Source organism: Pseudomonas sp. R3.Fl, from assembly GCF_023516765.1.
Lineage (GTDB): Bacteria > Pseudomonadota > Gammaproteobacteria > Pseudomonadales > Pseudomonadaceae > Pseudomonas > Pseudomonas citronellolis.
This window is the reverse complement of record NZ_JAMGSO010000001.1, coordinates 7,153,667-7,172,391: the sequence shown is the minus strand read 5'-3', so window position 1 is coordinate 7,172,391 and position 18,725 is coordinate 7,153,667. Positions and strand designations below refer to the sequence as shown.

The window sequence follows — 18,725 nt, the reverse complement described above, 5'->3', positions numbered from 1 at the left end:
ATTTGACGCAGGCACGGCGGCCTGGGATGTTGCTGAGCGGGACGTGCATGGGATGGCTCCTTGGTCAGGCACTGCTTGCGCTATCGCAAGCTGTGTGCCATCCCATAAACCTCCCAGGATCAATAACTTGCGAAATTCAAGAGTCGAAATGACCGCACCCGTAACGGGTTCAAATGACCTCGCAAAGGTAAAAAATACCTCACTACTGGACAGGCTCCTGGCGGACCTGGCCGACGACCTGCCCACCGCCGAGCGCCTGCAGCGGCTGGTGGTGGCTTTGCGCGACGAGTTCTCCTGCAGCGCCGTGGTGCTGCTGCAGCTCGATGGCGACAGCCTCCAGCCCCAGGCGGCCGTGGGCCTGGACCGCGAAGTGCTCGGCCGGCGCTTCGCCGTGGCCAGCCACCCGCGCCTGGCGCACATCCTCGCGCAGCGCGAGCCGCTGCAGTTCAGCGCCGACAGCGAGCTGCCCGATCCCTACGACGGCCTGCTCCAGGACAGCCCCGACAAGCCCCTGCCGGTGCACGACTGCATGGGCATGAGCCTCTACCTGGAAGGCCGCGCCTGGGGCGCGCTGACCCTGGACGCCCTGCGCCCCGGCAGCTTCTCGCCGGCGCTGGTCCGGCGCCTGGAGCACTACGCGCCGCTGATCGAGGCCGCCGTGCGCGTCGGCCGCCTGGAAAGCGAAGTGCGCCGCCTGCGCCTGACCCGCGGCGCCCTGGCCGAGCCGGCCCTGGAGCCCGGCGCCGGCATCCTCGGCGAGAGCCCGGTGCTGCACCAGTTGCTAGACGAGCTGAAGATAGTCGCCGACTCCGAGCTGCCGGTGCTGCTGCAGGGCGAGACCGGCGTCGGCAAGGAGCTGTTCGCCCGCGCCCTGCACGCCAGTTCGCCGCGTTCGCGCAAGCCGCTGGTGTATGTGAACTGTGCGGCGCTGCCGGAAACCCTCGCCGAAAGCGAGCTGTTCGGCCACGTGCGCGGCGCCTTCTCCGGCGCCGCCCAGGACCGCCAGGGCCGCTTCGAGGCGGCCAACGGCGGCACGCTGTTCCTCGACGAGATCGGCGAGCTGCCGCTGTCGATCCAGGCCAAGCTGCTGCGCGCCCTGCAGGGCGGCGAGATCCAGCGCCTGGGGGCCGACCGGCCCAAGCACGTCGACGTGCGCATCATCGCCGCCACCAACCGCCACCTGGCCGACGAGGTGCGCGGCGGGCGCTTCCGCGCCGACCTCTACCACCGGCTGTCGGTATACCCGGTGCACATCCCGCCGCTGCGCGAGCGCGGCCAGGACGTGCTGGTGCTGGCCGGGCACTTCCTCGAACTCAACCGCACCCGCCTGGGCCTGCGCTGCCTGCGCCTGGCGCCGGACGCCGAGCAGGCCCTGCTGGACTACGCCTGGCCGGGCAACGTGCGCGAGCTGGAACACCTCATCAGCCGCGCGGCGCTCAAGACCCTGAGCCAGGCCGGCTCCCGGCGCGAGCTGCTGAGCATAGATGCGGCGGGGCTAGGCCTGGAGCTGCCGGCGACCGACGACGCCAGCGTGGCCATCGCCCCCTCGGTCGAGGACGCCCATTCCCTGCAAGAGGCGGTGGACGACTACCAGCGCCGCCTGCTGCAACGCGCGCTGCAGCGCCACGGCGGCAAGTGGGCGGCGGCCGCCCGCGCGCTGAAGATGGACCCGAGCAACCTGCGCAAGCTGGCGCGTCGCCTGGACCTGCGCTGAGCGCCGGGCCTGCGCTGATCTTCGGAGCGGACCTTGTCCGCGATAGCCGGCCATCCCGGCGCGATTCGCGGATGAGATCCGCTCCTACGCTGCCCCACCCGCACCATTCCCATTGTAGGAGCGCGCCCTGCGCGCGAATCGCGGGCAGGGCCCGCTCCTACAGGTTGCCGGGAGGCACGGTATTCCTTCCCCGTAGGAGCGGACCTTGTCCGCGATGGCCGGACATCCCGGCGCGCTTCGCGGATGAGATCCGCTCCTACGCCGCCCCACCTGCGCCACTCCAATGTAGGAGCGCGCCCTGCGCGCGAAATCGCGGGCAGGGCCCGCTCCTACAGGTTGCCGGGAGGCACGGTATTCCTTCCCCGTAGGAGCGGACCTTGTCCGCGATGGCCGGACATCCCGGCGCGCTTCGCGGATGAGATCCGCTCCTACGCCGCCCCGGCACGCCATTCCCCTGTAGGCACACCGGGGTGCTCTTCGTAGGATGGGTTGAGCCTTGGCGAACCCCATGTGGCCATGGCGATGGGTATCGCTTCGCTCAACACCATCCTACGGGCGTTGTGTTTGCCGGAGGTTCAGGCCCCGCCGATCCACCCCGCCGCGCGCTCGGCGATCATGATCGCCGCCGCGTTGGTGTTGCCGCCCACCAGGGTCGGCATGATCGACGCGTCGACCACGCGCAGGCCCTCGATGCCGCGGACCTTCAGGCGGCTGTCCACCACCGCGTCCTCGTCGGGCCCCATGCGGCAGGTGCCCACCGGGTGGTAGATGGTGTCGGTGCGGCGGCGCAGCACCTCCACCAGTTGCTCGTCGCTGTGCAGGCCGCTGCTGTACATGTCGCGCAGGCCGAAGCGCGCCATGGGCCGTTGCTCGCAGATTTCCCGCGCCATGCGGTAGCCCTTGAGCAGCGTCTGCACGTCGTCGTCATGGCCGAGGATGTTCGGGTCGATGCGCGGCGCCGCGGCCGGGTCGGCGGACTGCAGGCCCAGGCTGCCGGCGCTCTTGGGCCGCAGCACGCAGACGTGGCAACTGAAGCCGTGGCCCCAGTGCAGCGTGCGGTTGTGGTTGTCCAGCAGGCTCACCACCGAGTGCAGCTGCACGTCGGGGCGGCTCTGCTCGGGGCCGGTGCGCAGGAAGGCGCCGGCCTCGGCGAAGTTGCTCGCCAGCGGGCCGCTGCGGCTGGCCAGGTACTGCGCCAGGGCCGCGCTCATGCGCGCGCCGCCGCGCAGCGAATAGCCGGGCAGCGAGGTGTCGTGGCTGCGGTAGCAGAGCACCACATCGGGGTGGTCGCGCAGGTTCTGCCCCACGCCCGGCAGCTCGTGCTCCACGCGGATGCCGTGGGGTTTCAGCTCGGCCTCCGGGCCGATGCCGGAGAGCATCAGCAGCTGCGGGCTGCCGAACACCCCGGCGCTGAGCAGCACCTCGCGGCGCGCCTTGAGTTCCAGGTGCTGGCCCTTGTGCGTCACCCGCACGCCGCAGGCCTGCCCGCCCTGCAGCAGGATGCGTTCGGCGCGGGCGCCGGTGAGCACCGTCAGGTTGCTACGCGCCTGGCGGATCGGCTTGAGGAAGGCGGTGGCGGCGCTCCAGCGGCGGCCGTCGCGGATGGTCACCTCGTAGTGGCCCATGCCTTCCTGCTCGGCGCCGTTGAAGTCCTCGTTATAGCGATGGCCGGCGTGCAGCCCGGCCTCGATGAAGGCATGGGAGGCCACGTGGGCGTCCACCTTGCCGACGTAGAGTTCGCCCTGGCCGCCGTGGTACTCGCAGCCGCCGCCATGGTGGCGCTCGCTCTTGCGGAAGTACGGCAGCACCTCGGCGAAGGACCAGCCGGGGTTGCCCAGCGCCGCCCAGTCGTCGAAGTCGCTATGGTGGCCGCGGATGTAGATCATGCCGTTGATCGAGCTGCTGCCGCCCAGCACCTTGCCCCGCGGCTGGTAGCCGATGCGCCCGCCCAAGCCGGGCTGGGGCACGGTGTCGAAGGCCCAGTTGACGTGGTGCGTCGGCAGGATGGCGGCGATGCCGGCCGGCGCGTGCACCAGCGGCGAGCGGTCCTCGGGCCCCGCTTCGAGCAGGCACACGGAAACGCCGGGGTCGGCGCTCAGGCGGTTGGCCAGCACGCAGCCAGCCGAGCCGGCGCCAACGATGATGTAGTCGAATTCCATGGGTGCTCCGGGATGAGGGGATGGGAACGCCCTGGATTCTTCGCCGGACGCGGGCGGATTGATTGATCTTTGATGACATATAATTGATTCTTGACGACATGGAACCCTTCATCCGCACCACCTCCTTCACCGGCTTCCGTGAGCTGGTCGCCCAGCACGGCCGGGACCCGGTCGCCTACCTGGAGCGCTTTCGCATCAAGCCGCAGTTGCTCGACGACGAAGACGCCCGGGTGCCCTTCCGCTCGCTGGTAGGGCTGCTGGAATGCGCCGCCGCCGAGCTGGACTGCCCGGACTTCGGCCTGCGCATGGCCGCGTACCAGAACCTGCACGTGCTCGGCCCCATCGCCGCCATCGCCCGCCACTCGGTGACCGTGGCCCACGCGCTGGCCGACGTGGTGCGCTTCATCGGCTACCACAGCCCGGGCATCCAGCTGGAGCTGGACCAGACGCCCGGCCAGGCCCCGCGGCTGTGCATCGCCCTGCGCATCCCCGGGGTGACGCAGCAGCGGCAGATGGCCGAGCTGGCCATGGGCGTGACGCACAACACCATGACGCTGCTCTGCGGCCCCGCCTTCAAGGCGCAGGCAGTGGAGCTGCACGGCGCCAGCCCGTTGCCCCTGCTGCGCTACCGCCGCTACTTCCGCACCGAAGTGCGCAGCGGCCAGGCCGGCTACGCCATGCTGCTGACCCAGGCCCAGTTGCAGCAGCGCATCGAGCAGCAGGACCCGACGCTGCACCGCACCCTGGTGCAGTACCTCAGCCAGTTCGAGCAGGAAGGCGCCAGCGACCTGGGCGAGCTGGTGCGGCGCATGGTCATGCGCATGCTGCCGACCCAGCGCTGCCGCCTGCCCCTGGTGGCCGAGCAGATGGGCCTGCACGAGCGCACCCTGCAACGCCGCCTGGGCGAGCTGGGGCTGACCTTCGACGAGGTGGTCGAGGGCGTCCGCCGCGAACGCGCGCAAACCTACCTGGCGGCGCGGGACATTCCCCTGGCGCAGATCGCCAACATGCTCGGCTACAGCGAGCAGGCGGTGTTCAACCGTGCTTGCCGGCGTTGGTTCGACGTTACGCCCGGCGCGTATCGGCGCCAGTTGTTGGGGCCGCGCGCGTAGGGCGAGTCCCGCCGAAGCGCTTTTCGCAGGATGGGTTGGGCCTTGGCGAAACCCATGCGGCCATGGCGATGGGTATCGCTTCGCTCAACCCATCCTACGAGGCTGGAGCCGTTGCCCTCACCCTAGCCCTCTCCCGGAGGGAGAGGGGGCCGTTCGGAGCGGGCGGCGAATCCGGCGTCATCCTGGTGCTCCTGGCTACCCGGTGACTCCCACCGTAGGGCGTATAACCGTTCGCGGTTATACGCCGTTGGAGTGGATGCTGGCGTCAGGGAGCTTCGTGATTCCGCATCGCGCCGAACGGTCCCCTCTCCCGCTTGCGGGGGAGGGTTAGGGAGGGGGTGCGGAGTCAGGGTTGGCAGAGGTGCGTGGGGCGAAGTCCGCAACCCTCTCCCCAGCCCTCTCCCTGAAGGGAGAGGGAGCCGTTCGGCGCCGATGGAAAACCCGGCGTCATCCTGGTGCTTCTGGCTACGGCGCGCCGAGGAACCAGCGGTAATAGGGATTATCGCCGTCGTCGCGGACCACCTGGCGGGCGTCCCGCGCCCAGGCCTGGCGGTCGCCGCGGTAGGCGTGCAGGCTCAGGTCGTAGAAGCGCCGCAGGCGCGTCCAGTGGTCGTCCACCGCGGCGCGGAAGGATGGCTCGGCGCCCTCCAGCGGCGGCGCGTGGCGCAGTGCCAGCAGCGCCGGCAGCACCCGGGTGATCTCCTTGGCGCGCACCCAGGGCGCGTACTCGATGCGCGGCTGGTCGTCGGTGACTGGCGGCGCGTCGCCGGCGAAGCTTTCCAGCCCGGCGCGGTCGGTCACCCAGGTGGCCAGCAGCGCTTCGGGCGAGTCCACGCCCACTTCGGCCAGGGCCGCGGAAACCTCCGGCTGGGCGAAGCGCTCGCGGATGCGCGGCACGTCCAGGCGCAGCGGCTGCAGCGAGCCCACCAGCAGCATCTCGTGGAACTCGGTGGTCCACAGCCAGGCGTGGGGGAAGACGTCGATGAAGCTGCGCACCAGCGCGCGGCTGTCCTCTTCGTTCTGCGTCGGCAGCGGCAGCCACTGGGCGACGATGCCGCCCTGCTCCAGGCGGCTGGCGGCCAGTTGGTAGAAGTCCCGCGAGTACAGGTTGACCACGCCGGCGGCCGAGGGCGGCGGCGGCTCCAGGGTGATCATGTCGTAGCGCTCGGCGCTGCGCAGCAGCTCGCGGCGGCCATCGCGCAGGCGGATCTCCAGGCGCGGGTCGTGGCGGGCGTCGAAGGTGCCCTTGAAGTGCGGCGCGGCGGCCAGCACCTCGGGCAGCAACTCGGCCACCACCGGGTGCTGCAGGCCCTGGTAGCGCAGCATGGCGCCGGCGGTGATGCCGGTGCCGAAGCCGATCACCAGCGCCGAGCGCGGCTCGCCATCGTGCACCAGCAGCGGCAGCAGTGCCTGCAGGCGCATGTAGCGCAGCGAAGGCATGGCGTCGCCGGTGTTGGACACGCCCTGGATGTACAGGCGGCTGAAGCGGTTCTGCCCCCTGCCCTGCTCCACCACCGCCACGGTGCCGCCGCGGCCTTCCTCGTAGAAGGTGATCTGCCCGTGGCGCGCCGCCGGCAGCAGTTCGGCCAGGTGCCGGGGCGAAGTGAGCGCGCCAACGGCCAGGGTGGCCACCGCGACCAGCGCCACGCCCAGGCGCAGCCGCTTGCCCACGCCTTCGCCGCGCCACACCGCCAGCAGGCCGACGGCCGCGGCCAGCACCGCGAGCAGCGCCAGGGTGCGCACCAGGCCCAGGGCGGGCACCAGCACGAAGCCGGTAAGCATCACGCCGAGGATGCCGCCGAGGGTGTTGAGCGCCACTACCCGACCGACGTCGCGGCCGACGTGGGCGCTGTCCACCGCCAGGCGCAGGGCCAGGGGGAAGGCGGCGCCCAGCAGGGTCGTCGGCAGGAACACCACGCACAGCGCGGCCACGGCGAAGCGCGCACACATACCGGCCAGCTCGCTGCCGCCCAGCCCCAGCATCAGCGCCTCGGCGCGGGTCTGCGCACCCAGCAGCCAGGCGCCCAGGCCGGCGATCTGGAGGATGGCCAGCAGCCCGGCGGCGGCGATCAGCAGGCCGAACAGCCCCCAGGGGTCGCGCAGGCGATCGGCGCGCCGGGCATAGAGCGCGCTGCCCAGCACCAGCCCGCACAGGTAGGTGGCCAGCACCACGGCGAAGGCGAAGGCGCGGGTACTCATGAACTGCACGATGGACTGCGTCCACACCACTTCGTAGCCCAGCGCCACGCCACCGGCCACGCAGTACAGGGCGATGGCCAGGCGCATGGCCGGGCGGCGCGGCGGCGCAACCTGCCCGGCGGGCGCGGCGGGTTCCACGGCTTCGCGGCGGACCAGCAACGCACCGGCTGCGGCCAGCAGGTTGAAGCCCGCGGCGGCGCAGGCGCTGCCCAGCACGCCCAGGGCCGGCAGCAGCACGAAGGCGGCCAGCAGCGTGCCGGCGATGGCGCCGGCGGTATTGGCCGCGTACAGCCCGCCGCCGGCGCGGCCCAGCTGGCCCTCGGCGGGCTTCAGCGCGCGCACCAGCACCGGCAGCGTGCCGCCCATGAAGAAGGCCGGCAGCCCCACCAGGGCGAAGGGCAACAGCCAGGCCAGCAGGCCGAGGCTGGCCTCCAGGCGGGCGAAGGCCCCGGCGGCATGGGCCAGGGCGAAGGTGGCGCCTACGCCCAGCAGCGCCACCAGCAGTTCCAGGCCGGCATACAGGCGCACCGGCCGGCGCAGGCGGTCGGCCCAACGGCCGAAGGCCAGGCCGCCCAGGGCCAGGCCGGCGAAGAAGGCGCTGATGGCGGTAGTGACGGCATACACCTCCACCCCCACCACCAGGGAAAGCTGTTTCACCCACAGCACCTGGAACACCAGGGCCGCGCCGCCGGAGGCGAACATCAGCAGCGCCGGGACCCGCATCGACAGCTGCGCCCGGGGCTGCGTGGCGAGCGCGGGGCGGTTTCTCATACGGGACGGGCTGGCGGCTGGGGGCATCGGGACGGCCTTGTCGGGAAATGGAAATGCCTGCGACGGCGAACCGTCGCAGGCACGGGGGCGAAAGCCCGCTTCACGCAGGGCGGCTTACTTGGCAGTGCCCTGTTGCTTCATCTTCTCTTCGATCTTCTTGTCCACCTCTTCGCGCACCTGGTCGATGCTGAAGCTGGCCGGACGCTGGCTCGGCGGGTACTCGACGAAGGTCTGCAGGAAGGCCGCCGCCTTGCGCTCACCCTGGAAGGCCAGGTAGACGTTCTTCACCGCCCAGTCGTAATACTGGTCGGAGACGATGTCCGCCCGCTCGTACGGGTCCATGCGCAGGTTGAACAGCTTGGGCACCCGCAGGCAGGTGAAGGGCTCGCTCCACACCGTGAATCCGCCCGGCGAGCGCTGCTCGCAGAACACCAGCTTCCAGTTGTCCCAGCGCATGGCCACCAGCACGCCGTCGTCGTTGAAGTAGTAGAACTCCTTGCGGGCGCTCTTGTCGGTCTTGCCGGTCAGGTAGTCCAGCTGGTTGAAGCCGTCCAGGTGCACCTTGAAGGTCTTGCCGCCGATGTTGGCGCCCTTGAGCAGGCGTTCCTTGATGTCGGTGTCGCCCACCGCGGCGAGCAGCGTCGGGAACCAGTCCATGCCGGAGAACATCTGGGTGGAGACCTCGCCGGCCTTGATGTGGTTCGGCCAGCGGACCATCGCCGGCACCCGGTAGGCGCCCTCCCAGTTGGAGTTCTTCTCGTTGCGGAACGGGGTGGTCGCCGCGTCCGGCCAGGACCACTGGTTCGGGCCGTTGTCGGTGGTGTAGATGACGATGGTGTTGTCGGCGATCTTCAGGTCGTCGAGGGTCTTGAGCAGCTTGCCGACGTCACCGTCGTGTTCGAGCATGCCGTCGGCGTACTCGTTGCCGGGCATGCCGCTCTGCCCCTGCATGGACTCGCGCACGTGGGTGTAGGCGTGCATGCGGGTGGTGTTCATCCAGACGAAGAACGGCTTGTCGGCCTTGGTCTGCTTGTCGATGAAGTTGATGGCGGCCTGGGTGGTGTCGTCGTCGATGGTTTCCATGCGCTTGGCGGTCAGCGGGCCGGTGTCCTCGACCTTGCCGTCGGCGGTGGAGTGGATCACCCCGCGCGGCGAGGCAGCCTTGACGAAGTCCGCGTCGTCCTTCGGCCAGTACGGGCGCTCGGGTTCCTCCTCGGCGTTGAGGTGGTACAGGTTGCCGAAGAACTCGTCGAAGCCGTGCCTGGTCGGCAGGTATTCGTCGCGGTCGCCCAGGTGGTTCTTGCCGAACTGCCCGGTGGCGTAGCCCTGGGCCTTGAGCGCCTGGGCGATGGTCACGTCGCGGTCCTGCAGGCCCACCGGCACGCCGGGCACGCCCACCTTGGACAGCCCGGTGCGCAGGGCCGACTGGCCGGTGATGAAGGTGGAACGGCCGGCGGTGCAGCTGTTCTCCGCGTAGTAGTCGGTGAACATCATGCCTTCCTTGGCGATGCGGTCGATGTTCGGCGTCTTGTAGCCGACCACGCCAAAACCGTAGGCGCTGATGTTGGTCTGGCCGATATCGTCGCCGAAGATCACCAGGATGTTCGGCTTGTCGGCGGCGCTGGCGAGCGAGCAGCCGACTATCGCCGTCGCCGCCAGGGCGAACTGCGACAACCATCTTCCCGTACGTTTCATGTAGGTGTTACTCCCTTCCGGTTTAGCTGTCGTGAACCACGACTACGTTCACCGGGGGCACCAACTGCCTGGCTGGAATCCCCTGCGCGCCCGTGGTTCAGTTGTTTCCCGCGTGCTGTTCGAACGGATAGATCCGCTTCCACTCCTTTGCCATGTCCACTACCGTCCAGCCCTTCTGCGTGGCTTCGTCGAGTGCCTTGTCCAGGCGCCCGACCTGGCTCTGCCGGTCGTAGGCCCATTCGCGCGCGGCGTCGGTGTGGCGCACCAGGCCGGCGAAGCGCAGGCCCTCGCCGGCGGTGGTCCACTGCAGCATCTGCAGGTCGCCGTCGGAGTTGCCGAAGGCGAGGATCGGCCGGCGGCCGATGATGGCGTCGATGCTCTCCGGCTTGCCGGCGCCGTCGTCGTTGTGGGTGAGTTTGGGCAGGCGCTGGATCGACAGCGCGCCCTCGTCGTCCTGGAAGCGGGTGGCGAAGGTGGTGCCGATCACCTGCTCCGGCGGAATGCCGTAGACCTCCTCGGCGAAGGTGCGCATGAAGCCCACTTCGCCGCCGGAAACGATGTAGGTCTTGAAGCCGTGCTCGCGCAGGTAGCCCAGCAGTTCCAGCATCGGCTGGTAGACCATCTCGGTGTAGGGCCTGCCGCTGCGCGGGTGCCTGGCGCTGGCCAGCCAGCGCTGGGTGTTGGCGGCGAAGGCCTCGGCGCTCATGTTGGTGTGGGTGGCCAGGACGATTTCCAGCAGGCCGCGGGTACCGGTTTCCGCCAGCGCCTTCCGGTCGTTCTCCAGCACCGCCTTGAACGGCATCTGCGTCTGCCACTCCGGGTGCTGCGGCGCCATGCGCTTCACCTCGTCCAGGGCGAACAGCACCTCGAAGTACATCGGCTGCTCGCTCCACAGGGTGCCGTCGTTGTCGAACACGGCGATGCGCTCGGCCGGCGCCACGTAGCTTTCGCCGCCTTCGGTGGTCACCGCCTCGACGAACTTCACGATGGACTGGCGCGAGGGCCCGTCGTTCCACGACGGCAGCACCTGCGCCGCCTGGGCCAGCAACGGCAGGCAGAGCAGCAGGGCGAAGATCCAGCGCAGGGTGGGCAGGGTTCGATACGTGTACATCATGGGACGTCCTTGCTTCAGGGGTTCAACGGTTTGAGACTGCGGCGCGCCGGTTGCGGGCCATCGTGTTCGGCAACGGCCTTCGGCAGCCCGGGCAGGGCCTTGAGCAGTTCCACCGAGGTATCTGAGCGGTGCTCGCGTCCATAACGAGTTCTGAAGAACGCTAGCAAACAATCGACGCTCGGCTCAGGTAGCCGGGGAAAGGCGCTGCTCATTTCGCGACAGCCCGTGCGCCGGCGCAGCCACAGGTACAGCGCGCCCAGCTGCGGCGGCGAACCCGCCAGCTGCGGGCGCACCTGGCGCCAGGCGTAGTCGGGGGAATCCAGCCAGGCCTGGCGGCGGCGCTGGCGCCAGGCGCGCCACTGGCCGAGCAGCGACGGGCCCCAGGTGTTCACGGCCCAGGCCAGCGCCGCCAGCAGCGCCAGGGCGAGGCCGAACGCCAGCCAGTGCCCGGCGATGTGCAGCTGGGCGCGCTGGCCCAGGCGGCGCAGGTCCTCGGTGATGGAGAACGGCGCCTGGTAGGCGGCCGCGCCCTTGGCTTCGAAATCCAGGGCCGGCAACGTGGCGCTGTGCCGCTGGCCCGTGGCGGCATCCCACCAGCGCAGCTCGATGGCCGGCAGGCTGTAGCGCCCGGCCTCGCTCACCACGTAGGTCGCCGCGTCCTCGCGCTGGCCGCCATCGACACCGCCGCGGCCGTCGCCCAGGGGCGCCACGCTGGGCGGCTGCACGTAGCGCTTGAGCCCCTCCACCTCGGCGAAAACCGGCGCCGGGATGAGCATCGCCTGGGCCCCTTCGGCCTGCACGCGCAGGCGCCGGGTGACGCTGTCGCCCACCCGCAGCGGCTGGTGCGAAGGCTCCAGCGCCTGGCTGAAAATCAGCTTCCGGGCCACCAGCCGCGGCCCCTCCCCCGCGCCGCCGGCGGGCTCGCGGGCGCTGAAACGCAGGGCCTGGGTGCTCACCGTCTGCGGCCCGCTGCCCTGCCCCGGCTGCACCTGGATGGCCAGGGCGGGAATGTCGAAAGCGCGGGCCTGTTGCGGGGTGATCTGGTAGCTGTAGCGCAGGCCGAAGAACGCCTTGCCGTCGATCCGCTCGTTCAGGTGCGTGGCCTCGCCGCCGGGCGCCGAGACCACCGCGCCGTCCAGCGTCAGCTTGGGCAGTTGCGGCGCGGCGCTGAACCAGGTGTCCACCAGCACGTCCACCTGCAGGCTGAGGGTGCCGCCCACCAGCACCGAATCGCCCGGCAGCAGCTGGCTGCGCACCTTCACCACGGGGTCGTCGGCCAGGGCCGGCAGCGACAGGGCCAGCAGCAGGCACAGCAACAGGCGCTTCATGGGCTGGCCTCCGTGGCCGGGGCGTGGGCGGCATCCTGCAGCAGGAACTTGCGCTTGAGGAAGCGCGCCGGCGAGGTGGTCAGGTTGCTCAGCCATTGTTCGTCGGAGTTGGCCTGGCCGGTCTGGCTGGGCACCGTCTTGCCCTTGCCGGCGGTGTTGTCGAACACCTCCTTGTCGGCCTTCTCGTCCGGCGGCCCGGCTTCCTGCTGGGCGTCGCGGTCCTTCTGCAGGGCCTCGGCCAGGGCCAGGTTGGCGCTGGCCTCGGGGAACCGCGGCTGGCGCTCCAGGGCCTGGCGATAGGCGGCGATGGCTTGCTCGAACCTGGACAGGCGCACGTAGGTGTTGCCCAGGTAGAAATATGCCGGCGCCGTGTCCAGCCGGGCGAAGGTGGCCTGGGCCAGTCGATAGTCCGCCGCGCGGTAGGCGGCGATGCCCTTCCAGTAGGCGTCCTGGAAGTGCGCCGCGGCCTGCGGGTAATGCGCGTGCTCGAAGGCCCAGCGGCCCTGCTGGTCGGCCGTGAAGAAGGCGTCCGCCAGCGGCCCCGCGTGGGCCGGCGGCGCCGGCCAGCCCAGGCCCAGGGCCAGCAGCGCCGCGCCCAGCCAGTGCACCCGCCAGCCCTTGCGGATGCTCAGCAGCGCCAGCCCCAGCAATGGCCAGCACAGCCAGTAGCCGGCGTCCTTCCAGTGCAGCTCGCGGCCGTCGTCCTGGGCCGCCTGGAAGTGCTGCTGGGCATGCAGCTCGATCCAGTCCAGGTCGTCGTCGTTCAGCGTCAGGCTGCCCAGGGGCGCGTCGGCGGCGTCGGCCAGGCCCTTCAGGCCCTCGGCGTCGAAGGGCGCCGGCCCGCCGGGGCTGCCCACGGCCAGCACCAGCACCTGCAGCTCGCTGCCCTGCAGGGCCTTGCCGATGGCCGCGAACTGCTCGCGGTCGGCGCCGTCGGTGAGCAGCGCCAGGGTGCCCGGCGCCTGCTCGGCGGCCAGCAGGCGCTTGGCCTGCTCGATGGCGCCGAGCGCGTCCTTGCCCTGGCGCTCGATGAGGTTGCTCGACAGGGCCTGGAGGAAGCCCTCCAGCAGCGCCGGGTCCTCCGTGGCCGGCAGCACCAGGTGCGCACTGCCGGCATAGGCCAGCAGCGCGGTGCGGCCGCCGGCGCGGCGCTGGATGAGGTCGTGCAGCTTGTGCTTGGCCGCCTCCAGGCGCGAGGGCGGCACGTCGTCGGCGTCCATCGAGGACGACAGGTCCAGGGCCAGGATCAGCGGCGCGCGGTTGTCGAGGAAGGCCGGGCGGTCCTGCTCCCAGGTCGGCCCGGCGGCGGCGATGCCGCCCAGCGCCAGCAAGGCGCCGAGCAGGTGCACCGGGCGCAGGCGCTGGTTGTCCTGCGGGGTGATCACCAGGTGCTGCAGCAGGTGCGGGGCGATGACGCCGTCCAGGCGCCGCATCAGGTCGTGGCGGCGCGCCCACAGCAGCGGCAGCAGCACGCCCGGCAGCAGCGCCAGCAGCCACAGCGGGCGCAGGAAGTGGAAGGCGGCGAGGTCGATGTCCATCTCAGCCCTCCGCCTGCCGCCGGCGCCGTCCCGGCGCGCCCACGCGCCCGGCCAGGGCCGCCAGGCCGTGGGCCAGCGCCAGGGCCAGCAGCGCGGCGCCCAGGGGCAGCCAGAACAGGTCGCGCTTGGGCTGGTGGCTGAAGGTCTTCACCTGGTGCGGGGTGATACGGTCGAGGGTCGCGTACACCTGTTGCAGGGCGCCGCTGTCGCCAGCGCGGAAGAAGCGCCCGCCGGTGCTCTGGGCGATGCCGCGCAGGCTGTCGAGGTCCACCTTGGCCTCGCCGCTGGCGGCGGGGTCGCCGATGCCGATGGTGTGCACCACGATGCCGCGCTCGCGGGCCATGGCCGCCGCGTGGTCGGGGGTGATGGCGCTGGCGGTGTCGTTGCCATCGGTGAGCAGGATCAGCACCTTTTCCTGCTCCTTGGCGTCGGCCAGCAGTTTGATGGTCAGGCCGATGGCGTCGCCCAGCGCGGTGTTCGGCCCGGCCATGCCGATGCCCACCTCGTCCAGCAGCATCGACAGGCTGGCGTGGTCCAGCGTCGGCGGAGCCTGGGGGAAGGCGCCGGTGCCGAAGACGATCAGGCCGATGCGGTCGTCCTTGCGCCTGGCGATGAAGTCGCACACCACGCCCTTCACGGCGCTCAGGCGGTCCACCTTCTGCCCGTCGGGGCCTGCGTAGTCGCGGGTTTCCATGGACTGGGAGATGTCCAGCGCCAGCATCAGGTCGCGGATCGGCCGTTCCCGCTCGATGGGTTTCTCCACCAGCACCGGGCGCGCGCAGGCGGCCACCAGCAGGGCCCACACCAGCAGGTTCAGCGGCAGCTGCCAGCGCCCGCCGCCGGCCTTGCCGTTGCCGGGGGCCTGGCCGGTGGCGCGGCTCATGGCGGCGAAGAACGGCACGCGCAGGGCGCTGCGCGATTCGTGGTAGGCGCGCAGGCAGCGGTACAGCAGCCAGGGCAGCGGCAGCAGGAACAGCAGCCAGGGGTAGTCAAACCGCCACATCGCGGGCCTCGAAAGCGTGGGCCTCGATCCACTGCCGGCAGGCCGCCAGCAGCGCCTGCACTTCGTCATCGGCCATGGCCTGCACCCGCTCCGCCGGGGCATAGGCCAGCAGCGCCAGGCGCTGCGCCAGGTCGGTCGGCAAGGGCGTGGCGCTGCGCCGCTGCAGGAACGCCTGCCACTGTTCCCCGCCCAGGCGCGCGGCGGCCTCGCCACCTGGCAACGACAGGGCCACGCGCTTGAGCAGCTGCGGCAGTTCGCGCAGGGCGCCCAGGCGGCGCTGCGGGTCGTCCAGGGCGGCGCTCAATGCGTCCAGCAGGGCCAGGGCCTCGCGCCGGTAGCGGTCGCGGCGCCAGCGCAGGTAGCGGCGGGCGCCCCAGGCCGCCAGCAACGCCAGCAGCACCAGCGCCAACACCAGCCAGCCCCAGGTCTGCGGCCAGTAGCCGGTGGCCGGCGGCGGCAGGGGCAGTTCCTGCAGCTGGTCGATGCTCGGTACCGCGGCCAGGCTCATCGCGGCACGCCCGACAGCCGGCCCAGTTCGCCGCGCAGTTGCTCCAGGCTCTCGCGCCCGCTGCTGAACATCATCAGCGGCACCTGGCTGCGGCGCAGCAGCGTGGCCACGTCCTTCAACCGACCAACGAGGAATTCGCCCAGCGGCCGGTGCACCTGGCGCCGGCCCACTTCCAGCTCCACCTGCAGCTCGCCCTGGGTCACGGTGATGCGGCCGCGGTCGGGAATCTGCATGGCGATGGGGTCGAACACCTGCAGCGCCAGCACGTCGTTGTGCGTGCCCAACTGGCGCAGCAGCTGCAGTGTCTGCGGGCCGACGCCGGCGAAGTCGCTGATGATCACGATCAGCGCGTCGTGCCCGGCCACCGCCAGGCATTCGCGCAGCGCCCGGTCGAGCTGCCCCGGCGACTCGTCGTCGGTGCGCGTCGCGTGCAGCGCATGGTTGTGGCGGATCACCGCCGCGCACAGCGCCTCGACCCGCGCGCGGCTGCGCAACGGGCGCACGTAGTCGATGCGCTGGTCGCCGAACACCAGCCCGCCCACCCGGTCGCCGGCGTGGAAGGCCATCCAGGCGCCGATGGCCGCCAGCTCCGCCGCGGTCACCGACTTGAAGTAGCGCCGCGAGCCGAAATACATGCTCATGCGCTGGTCCACCAGCAGCAGCGTCGGGCGGTCGCGCTCCTCGGTGTAGCCGCGCACGAAGGGCTTGCCGTAGCGCAGCGAGGCGCGCCAGTCGAGGTGCCGCAGGTCGTCGCCGGGGCTGTACTGGCGCAGCTCGTCGAAGCTCAGCCCGCGGCCGCGCAGGCGCGCCGCGTGGTTGCCGGAGAGCACGCTGGACAGCGGCTGCCGCGACAGGAAGCTGAGCCCGCGCACCTGGTGCTCCAGCAGCATCAGCTGTTCCAGCGAGGCATAGACGAAGCCGTCGGCGACAGGTGTTTCAGGGGCCATGGCTACCCTCCCCTCAGGCCGGGACCGCGACCTTGTCGAGCAGGCGGTCGACCACCTGGTCGGCGCTCACGCCGTCGGCCACGGCGTCGAAGGACAGCAGCAGGCGGTGACGCAGCACCGGGTGCAGCACGGCGCGCACGTCGTCGGGCGACACGTAGTCGCTGCCGGCCAGCCAGGCGTGGGCGCGCGCCACGCGGTCCAGGCTGATGCCGCCGCGCGGGCTGGCGCCCACCTTGATCCAGCGCGCCAGGTCGGCGTCGTAGTCGGCCGGGCGGCGGGTGGCGTTGATCAGGTCGATCAGGTAGCGGTCGATGGCCTCGGCCACGTGCACCTGGCCGACCTCGCGGCGGGCGGCGAAGACCGCTCCCTGGGCCAGCGGCGTCGGCGCCAGGGCGGATGCGCCGGCCTGCTGGCGCTGCTCCTCGGCGCGCACCAGGCGCAGCACCTGGGTCTCGTCCTCGACCCTGGGGTAGTCGATCAGCAGCTTCATCAGGAAGCGGTCCATCTGCGCCTCGGGCAGCGGGTAGGTGCCCTCCTGCTCGATGGGGTTCTGCGTGGCCAGCACCATGAACAACCCGGGCATGGCGTGGGTCTGCCCGGCCACGGTGATCTGGCGTTCCTCCATGGCCTCCAGCAGCGCCGCCTGGACCTTGGCCGGGGCGCGGTTGATCTCGTCGGCGAGGATCACGTTGCCGAACAGCGGGCCGGGCTGGAACTTCAGCTGGTTGCCGCTCTCGGTCTGCTGCAGGATCTCGCCGCCGGTGATGTCCGAGGGCAGCAGGTCGGGGGTGAACTGGATGCGGCTCATGTGCGCGTCCAGGTTCTTCGACAGAGCCTTGACCGTGCGCGTCTTGGCCAGGCCGGGCAGGCTTTCCAGCAGCACGTGGCCGTTGGCCAGCAACCCCAGCAGGATATTGCGGATGGTCTGTTCCTGGCCTAGCACCTGGGCGCCGACGCTGGCTTCCAGGTTGGCGATCTGCTCACGTGGGGTCACTGTCGTTTTCCTTGTTCCGGCCGTCGCATCGCACTGGTTTCCCTGCGGCGGGCGCGCCCTGCCTGGCGCTTTGCCATTCCACCGCGCTGGCGCAGGGATGCCGTAACTCTAGTCCGCGGCTCGGCCGCCGCCATGGGAAAACCGGCAATGTCGTGTAATGAGCATCCCCGACGAAGGACAGAGCCTGCGGGGTTGCGCAACCCCTGCCAGTATCTAGGCTGATCCCTGCCGCCACACTCCCCCGAAGGGGTGGTTCGCGCGCACGACAGGTATTAATACCCGCCGCCGCACGAACGATGACCGAGCAAAAGGAAGCGCCATGAACGCCATGAACAAGCACCTGCGCCTGACTGCCCTGGCCAGTGCCCTGCTCCTGCCCGGCGCCAGCGCCTGGGCCGGCGGTATCCTCATCTACGAGGCCGGCCAGGAAGGCAACGGCCTGGCCAACGCCGGCGCCGCCGCCCTGGCCAGCGACCCCGGCGTGCTGATGAGCAACCCCGCCGGCATCACCGAACTCAAGGGCACCCAGGTCAGCGCCAACGGCCAGCTGATCCTCGGCCACCTCCGCTTCTCCCGCGATGGCGACAACCAGTTCGACGGCAACGAAGGCGGCAACGCCCTGCAGTACCTGCCCGGCGCCAGCCTGTTCGTCAGCCACCAGCTCGACGCGCGCAGCGCCATCGGCTTCGGCATGTACGGCAACTTCGGCCTGGCTCTGGACTACGACGACGACTGGGCCGGCCGATACTTCAACCAGGAGGCGGCGGTGATCGGCGTGTCCTTCCAGCCGACCCTGGCGCACAAGTTCACCGACGACCTCTCGGTGGGCATCGGCCCGCGCATCGTTTACGCGTACTACCGCAGCGAGATGGCCATCAACAACAACCTGCTGGGCCTGCTCGACAGGCCCGACGGCCAACTGGAATACAAGGACACCGACGTCGGCACCGGCATCAACCTCGGCCTGCTCTACCGCGTGGGCCCCGGCACGCAGATCGGCCTCGCCTACACCAGCAAGGTCAAGCTGGAGTTCAAGGACAGTCCCGACGTGCGCAAGGTCGGCAACCCGCTGCTCAACGCCGCCCTGCTCCGCCTGGACGTGGACTCGCTGGAACTGGACATGAACGTGCCGCAGACGGTGCTGCTGAGCGTGGCCCACGACCTGGATGCGCAGTGGAAGCTGCTGGGCAGCCTGGGCTGGCAGGACTGGAGCGACTTCGGGAACATCGGCGTGGAGGTCGACGCCAACGCCGGCGGCCTAAGCCGCACCGTCGACCGCCAGTACAAGGACACCTGGCACGCCTCCCTCGGCGCCCAGTACCAGGCCACCCGGCAATGGCGCTGGAGCTTCGGCGTCGGCTACGACAGCTCCGCCGTGGACGAAAAGGACCGCACCGTCGACAACCCCATGGGCGATGCCTGGCGCCTGGCCACCGGCGTCAACTACCAGGTGGAAGAGGGCCTGGACCTGCACCTGGCCTACACTCTGGTGTGGCTGGGCGACATGGACGACCAGCAGACCAAGGCGCGCTCGGGTACCACTCTTTCCGGCACCTACAAGGACGCCGCGCTGCACATCATCGGCGGCGGCGCGACCTGGCGCTTCTAGCCCCGCCGGCCCCGCACCAATCTCACTGATACAG

General features: G+C 70.6%; 13 protein-coding genes. 3 read left to right on the top strand and 10 right to left on the bottom strand.

What is annotated here, in order from left to right; genetic code table 11:
• Window positions 1-148: 148 nt before the first annotated feature.
• On the top strand, window positions 149-1,714 hold the full coding sequence (gene norR, locus M8R19_RS31640; RefSeq protein WP_249919970.1) for a nitric oxide reductase transcriptional regulator NorR: 1,566 nt from the start codon (window positions 149-151) through the stop codon (window positions 1,712-1,714).
• Between the two features lie 575 nt (window positions 1,715-2,289).
• Here norR and M8R19_RS31635 read toward each other — a convergent pair.
• On the bottom strand, window positions 2,290-3,873 hold the full coding sequence (locus M8R19_RS31635; protein ID WP_249919969.1) for a GMC family oxidoreductase: 1,584 nt from the start codon (window positions 3,871-3,873) through the stop codon (window positions 2,290-2,292).
• A gap of 98 nt (window positions 3,874-3,971) precedes the next feature.
• On the opposite strand from M8R19_RS31635, the gene M8R19_RS31630 reads away from it, so the two are divergent.
• Entirely contained in the window at window positions 3,972-4,985 is a 1,014-nt protein-coding gene (locus tag M8R19_RS31630; RefSeq protein ID WP_116424374.1) for an AraC family transcriptional regulator, read from the top strand.
• Between the two features lie 465 nt (window positions 4,986-5,450).
• Here M8R19_RS31630 and M8R19_RS31625 read toward each other — a convergent pair whose 3' ends face one another.
• The 9 genes from M8R19_RS31625 to M8R19_RS31585 all read right to left on the bottom strand — a co-directional run bounded on the left by M8R19_RS31625 (window position 5,451) and on the right by M8R19_RS31585 (window position 17,082).
• Window positions 5,451-7,955 carry a fused MFS/spermidine synthase gene (locus M8R19_RS31625; RefSeq protein WP_249919968.1) on the bottom strand — a complete coding sequence of 835 codons (2,505 nt, stop codon included), beginning with the start codon at window positions 7,953-7,955 and terminating at the stop codon, window positions 5,451-5,453.
• 114 nt (window positions 7,956-8,069) lie between these two features.
• Complete coding sequence (locus M8R19_RS31620) at window positions 8,070-9,650, bottom strand: arylsulfatase (protein ID WP_249919967.1); 1,581 nt, start codon at window positions 9,648-9,650, stop codon at window positions 8,070-8,072.
• A gap of 97 nt (window positions 9,651-9,747) precedes the next feature.
• Entirely contained in the window at window positions 9,748-10,764 is a 1,017-nt protein-coding gene (locus tag M8R19_RS31615; RefSeq protein ID WP_249919966.1) for an HAD family hydrolase, read from the bottom strand.
• Between the two features lie 14 nt (window positions 10,765-10,778).
• A complete protein-coding gene (locus tag M8R19_RS31610; protein ID WP_249919965.1) occupies window positions 10,779-12,092 on the bottom strand; it encodes a hypothetical protein in 1,314 nt (437 codons plus the stop codon).
• Window positions 12,089-13,630, bottom strand: a complete 1,542-nt coding sequence (locus tag M8R19_RS31605) for a VWA domain-containing protein (protein WP_249919964.1) — start codon at window positions 13,628-13,630, stop codon at window positions 12,089-12,091. Before M8R19_RS31605 ends, M8R19_RS31610 begins: the two co-directional genes overlap by 4 nt.
• 1 nt (window position 13,631) lies before the next feature.
• The gene (locus M8R19_RS31600) at window positions 13,632-14,633 is read right to left on the bottom strand and encodes a vWA domain-containing protein (RefSeq protein WP_249919963.1); all 1,002 of its coding nucleotides are present in this window, start codon (window positions 14,631-14,633) and stop codon (window positions 13,632-13,634) included.
• Entirely contained in the window at window positions 14,620-15,141 is a 522-nt protein-coding gene (locus tag M8R19_RS31595; RefSeq protein WP_249919962.1) for a DUF4381 domain-containing protein, read from the bottom strand. Before M8R19_RS31595 ends, M8R19_RS31600 begins: the two co-directional genes overlap by 14 nt.
• Window positions 15,138-16,088 (bottom strand): DUF58 domain-containing protein, encoded by a 951-nt coding sequence (locus M8R19_RS31590; RefSeq protein ID WP_249919961.1) that lies wholly within the window; start codon window positions 16,086-16,088, stop codon window positions 15,138-15,140. Before M8R19_RS31590 ends, M8R19_RS31595 begins: the two co-directional genes overlap by 4 nt.
• 13 nt (window positions 16,089-16,101) lie before the next feature.
• Window positions 16,102-17,082, bottom strand: a complete 981-nt coding sequence (locus M8R19_RS31585) for an AAA family ATPase (protein WP_249919960.1) — start codon at window positions 17,080-17,082, stop codon at window positions 16,102-16,104.
• Window positions 17,083-17,410: 328 nt separating this feature from the next.
• On the opposite strand from M8R19_RS31585, the gene M8R19_RS31580 reads away from it, so the two are divergent.
• On the top strand, window positions 17,411-18,691 hold the full coding sequence (locus tag M8R19_RS31580) for an OmpP1/FadL family transporter (RefSeq protein WP_249920259.1): 1,281 nt from the start codon (window positions 17,411-17,413) through the stop codon (window positions 18,689-18,691).
• Window positions 18,692-18,725: the final 34 nt, after the last annotated feature.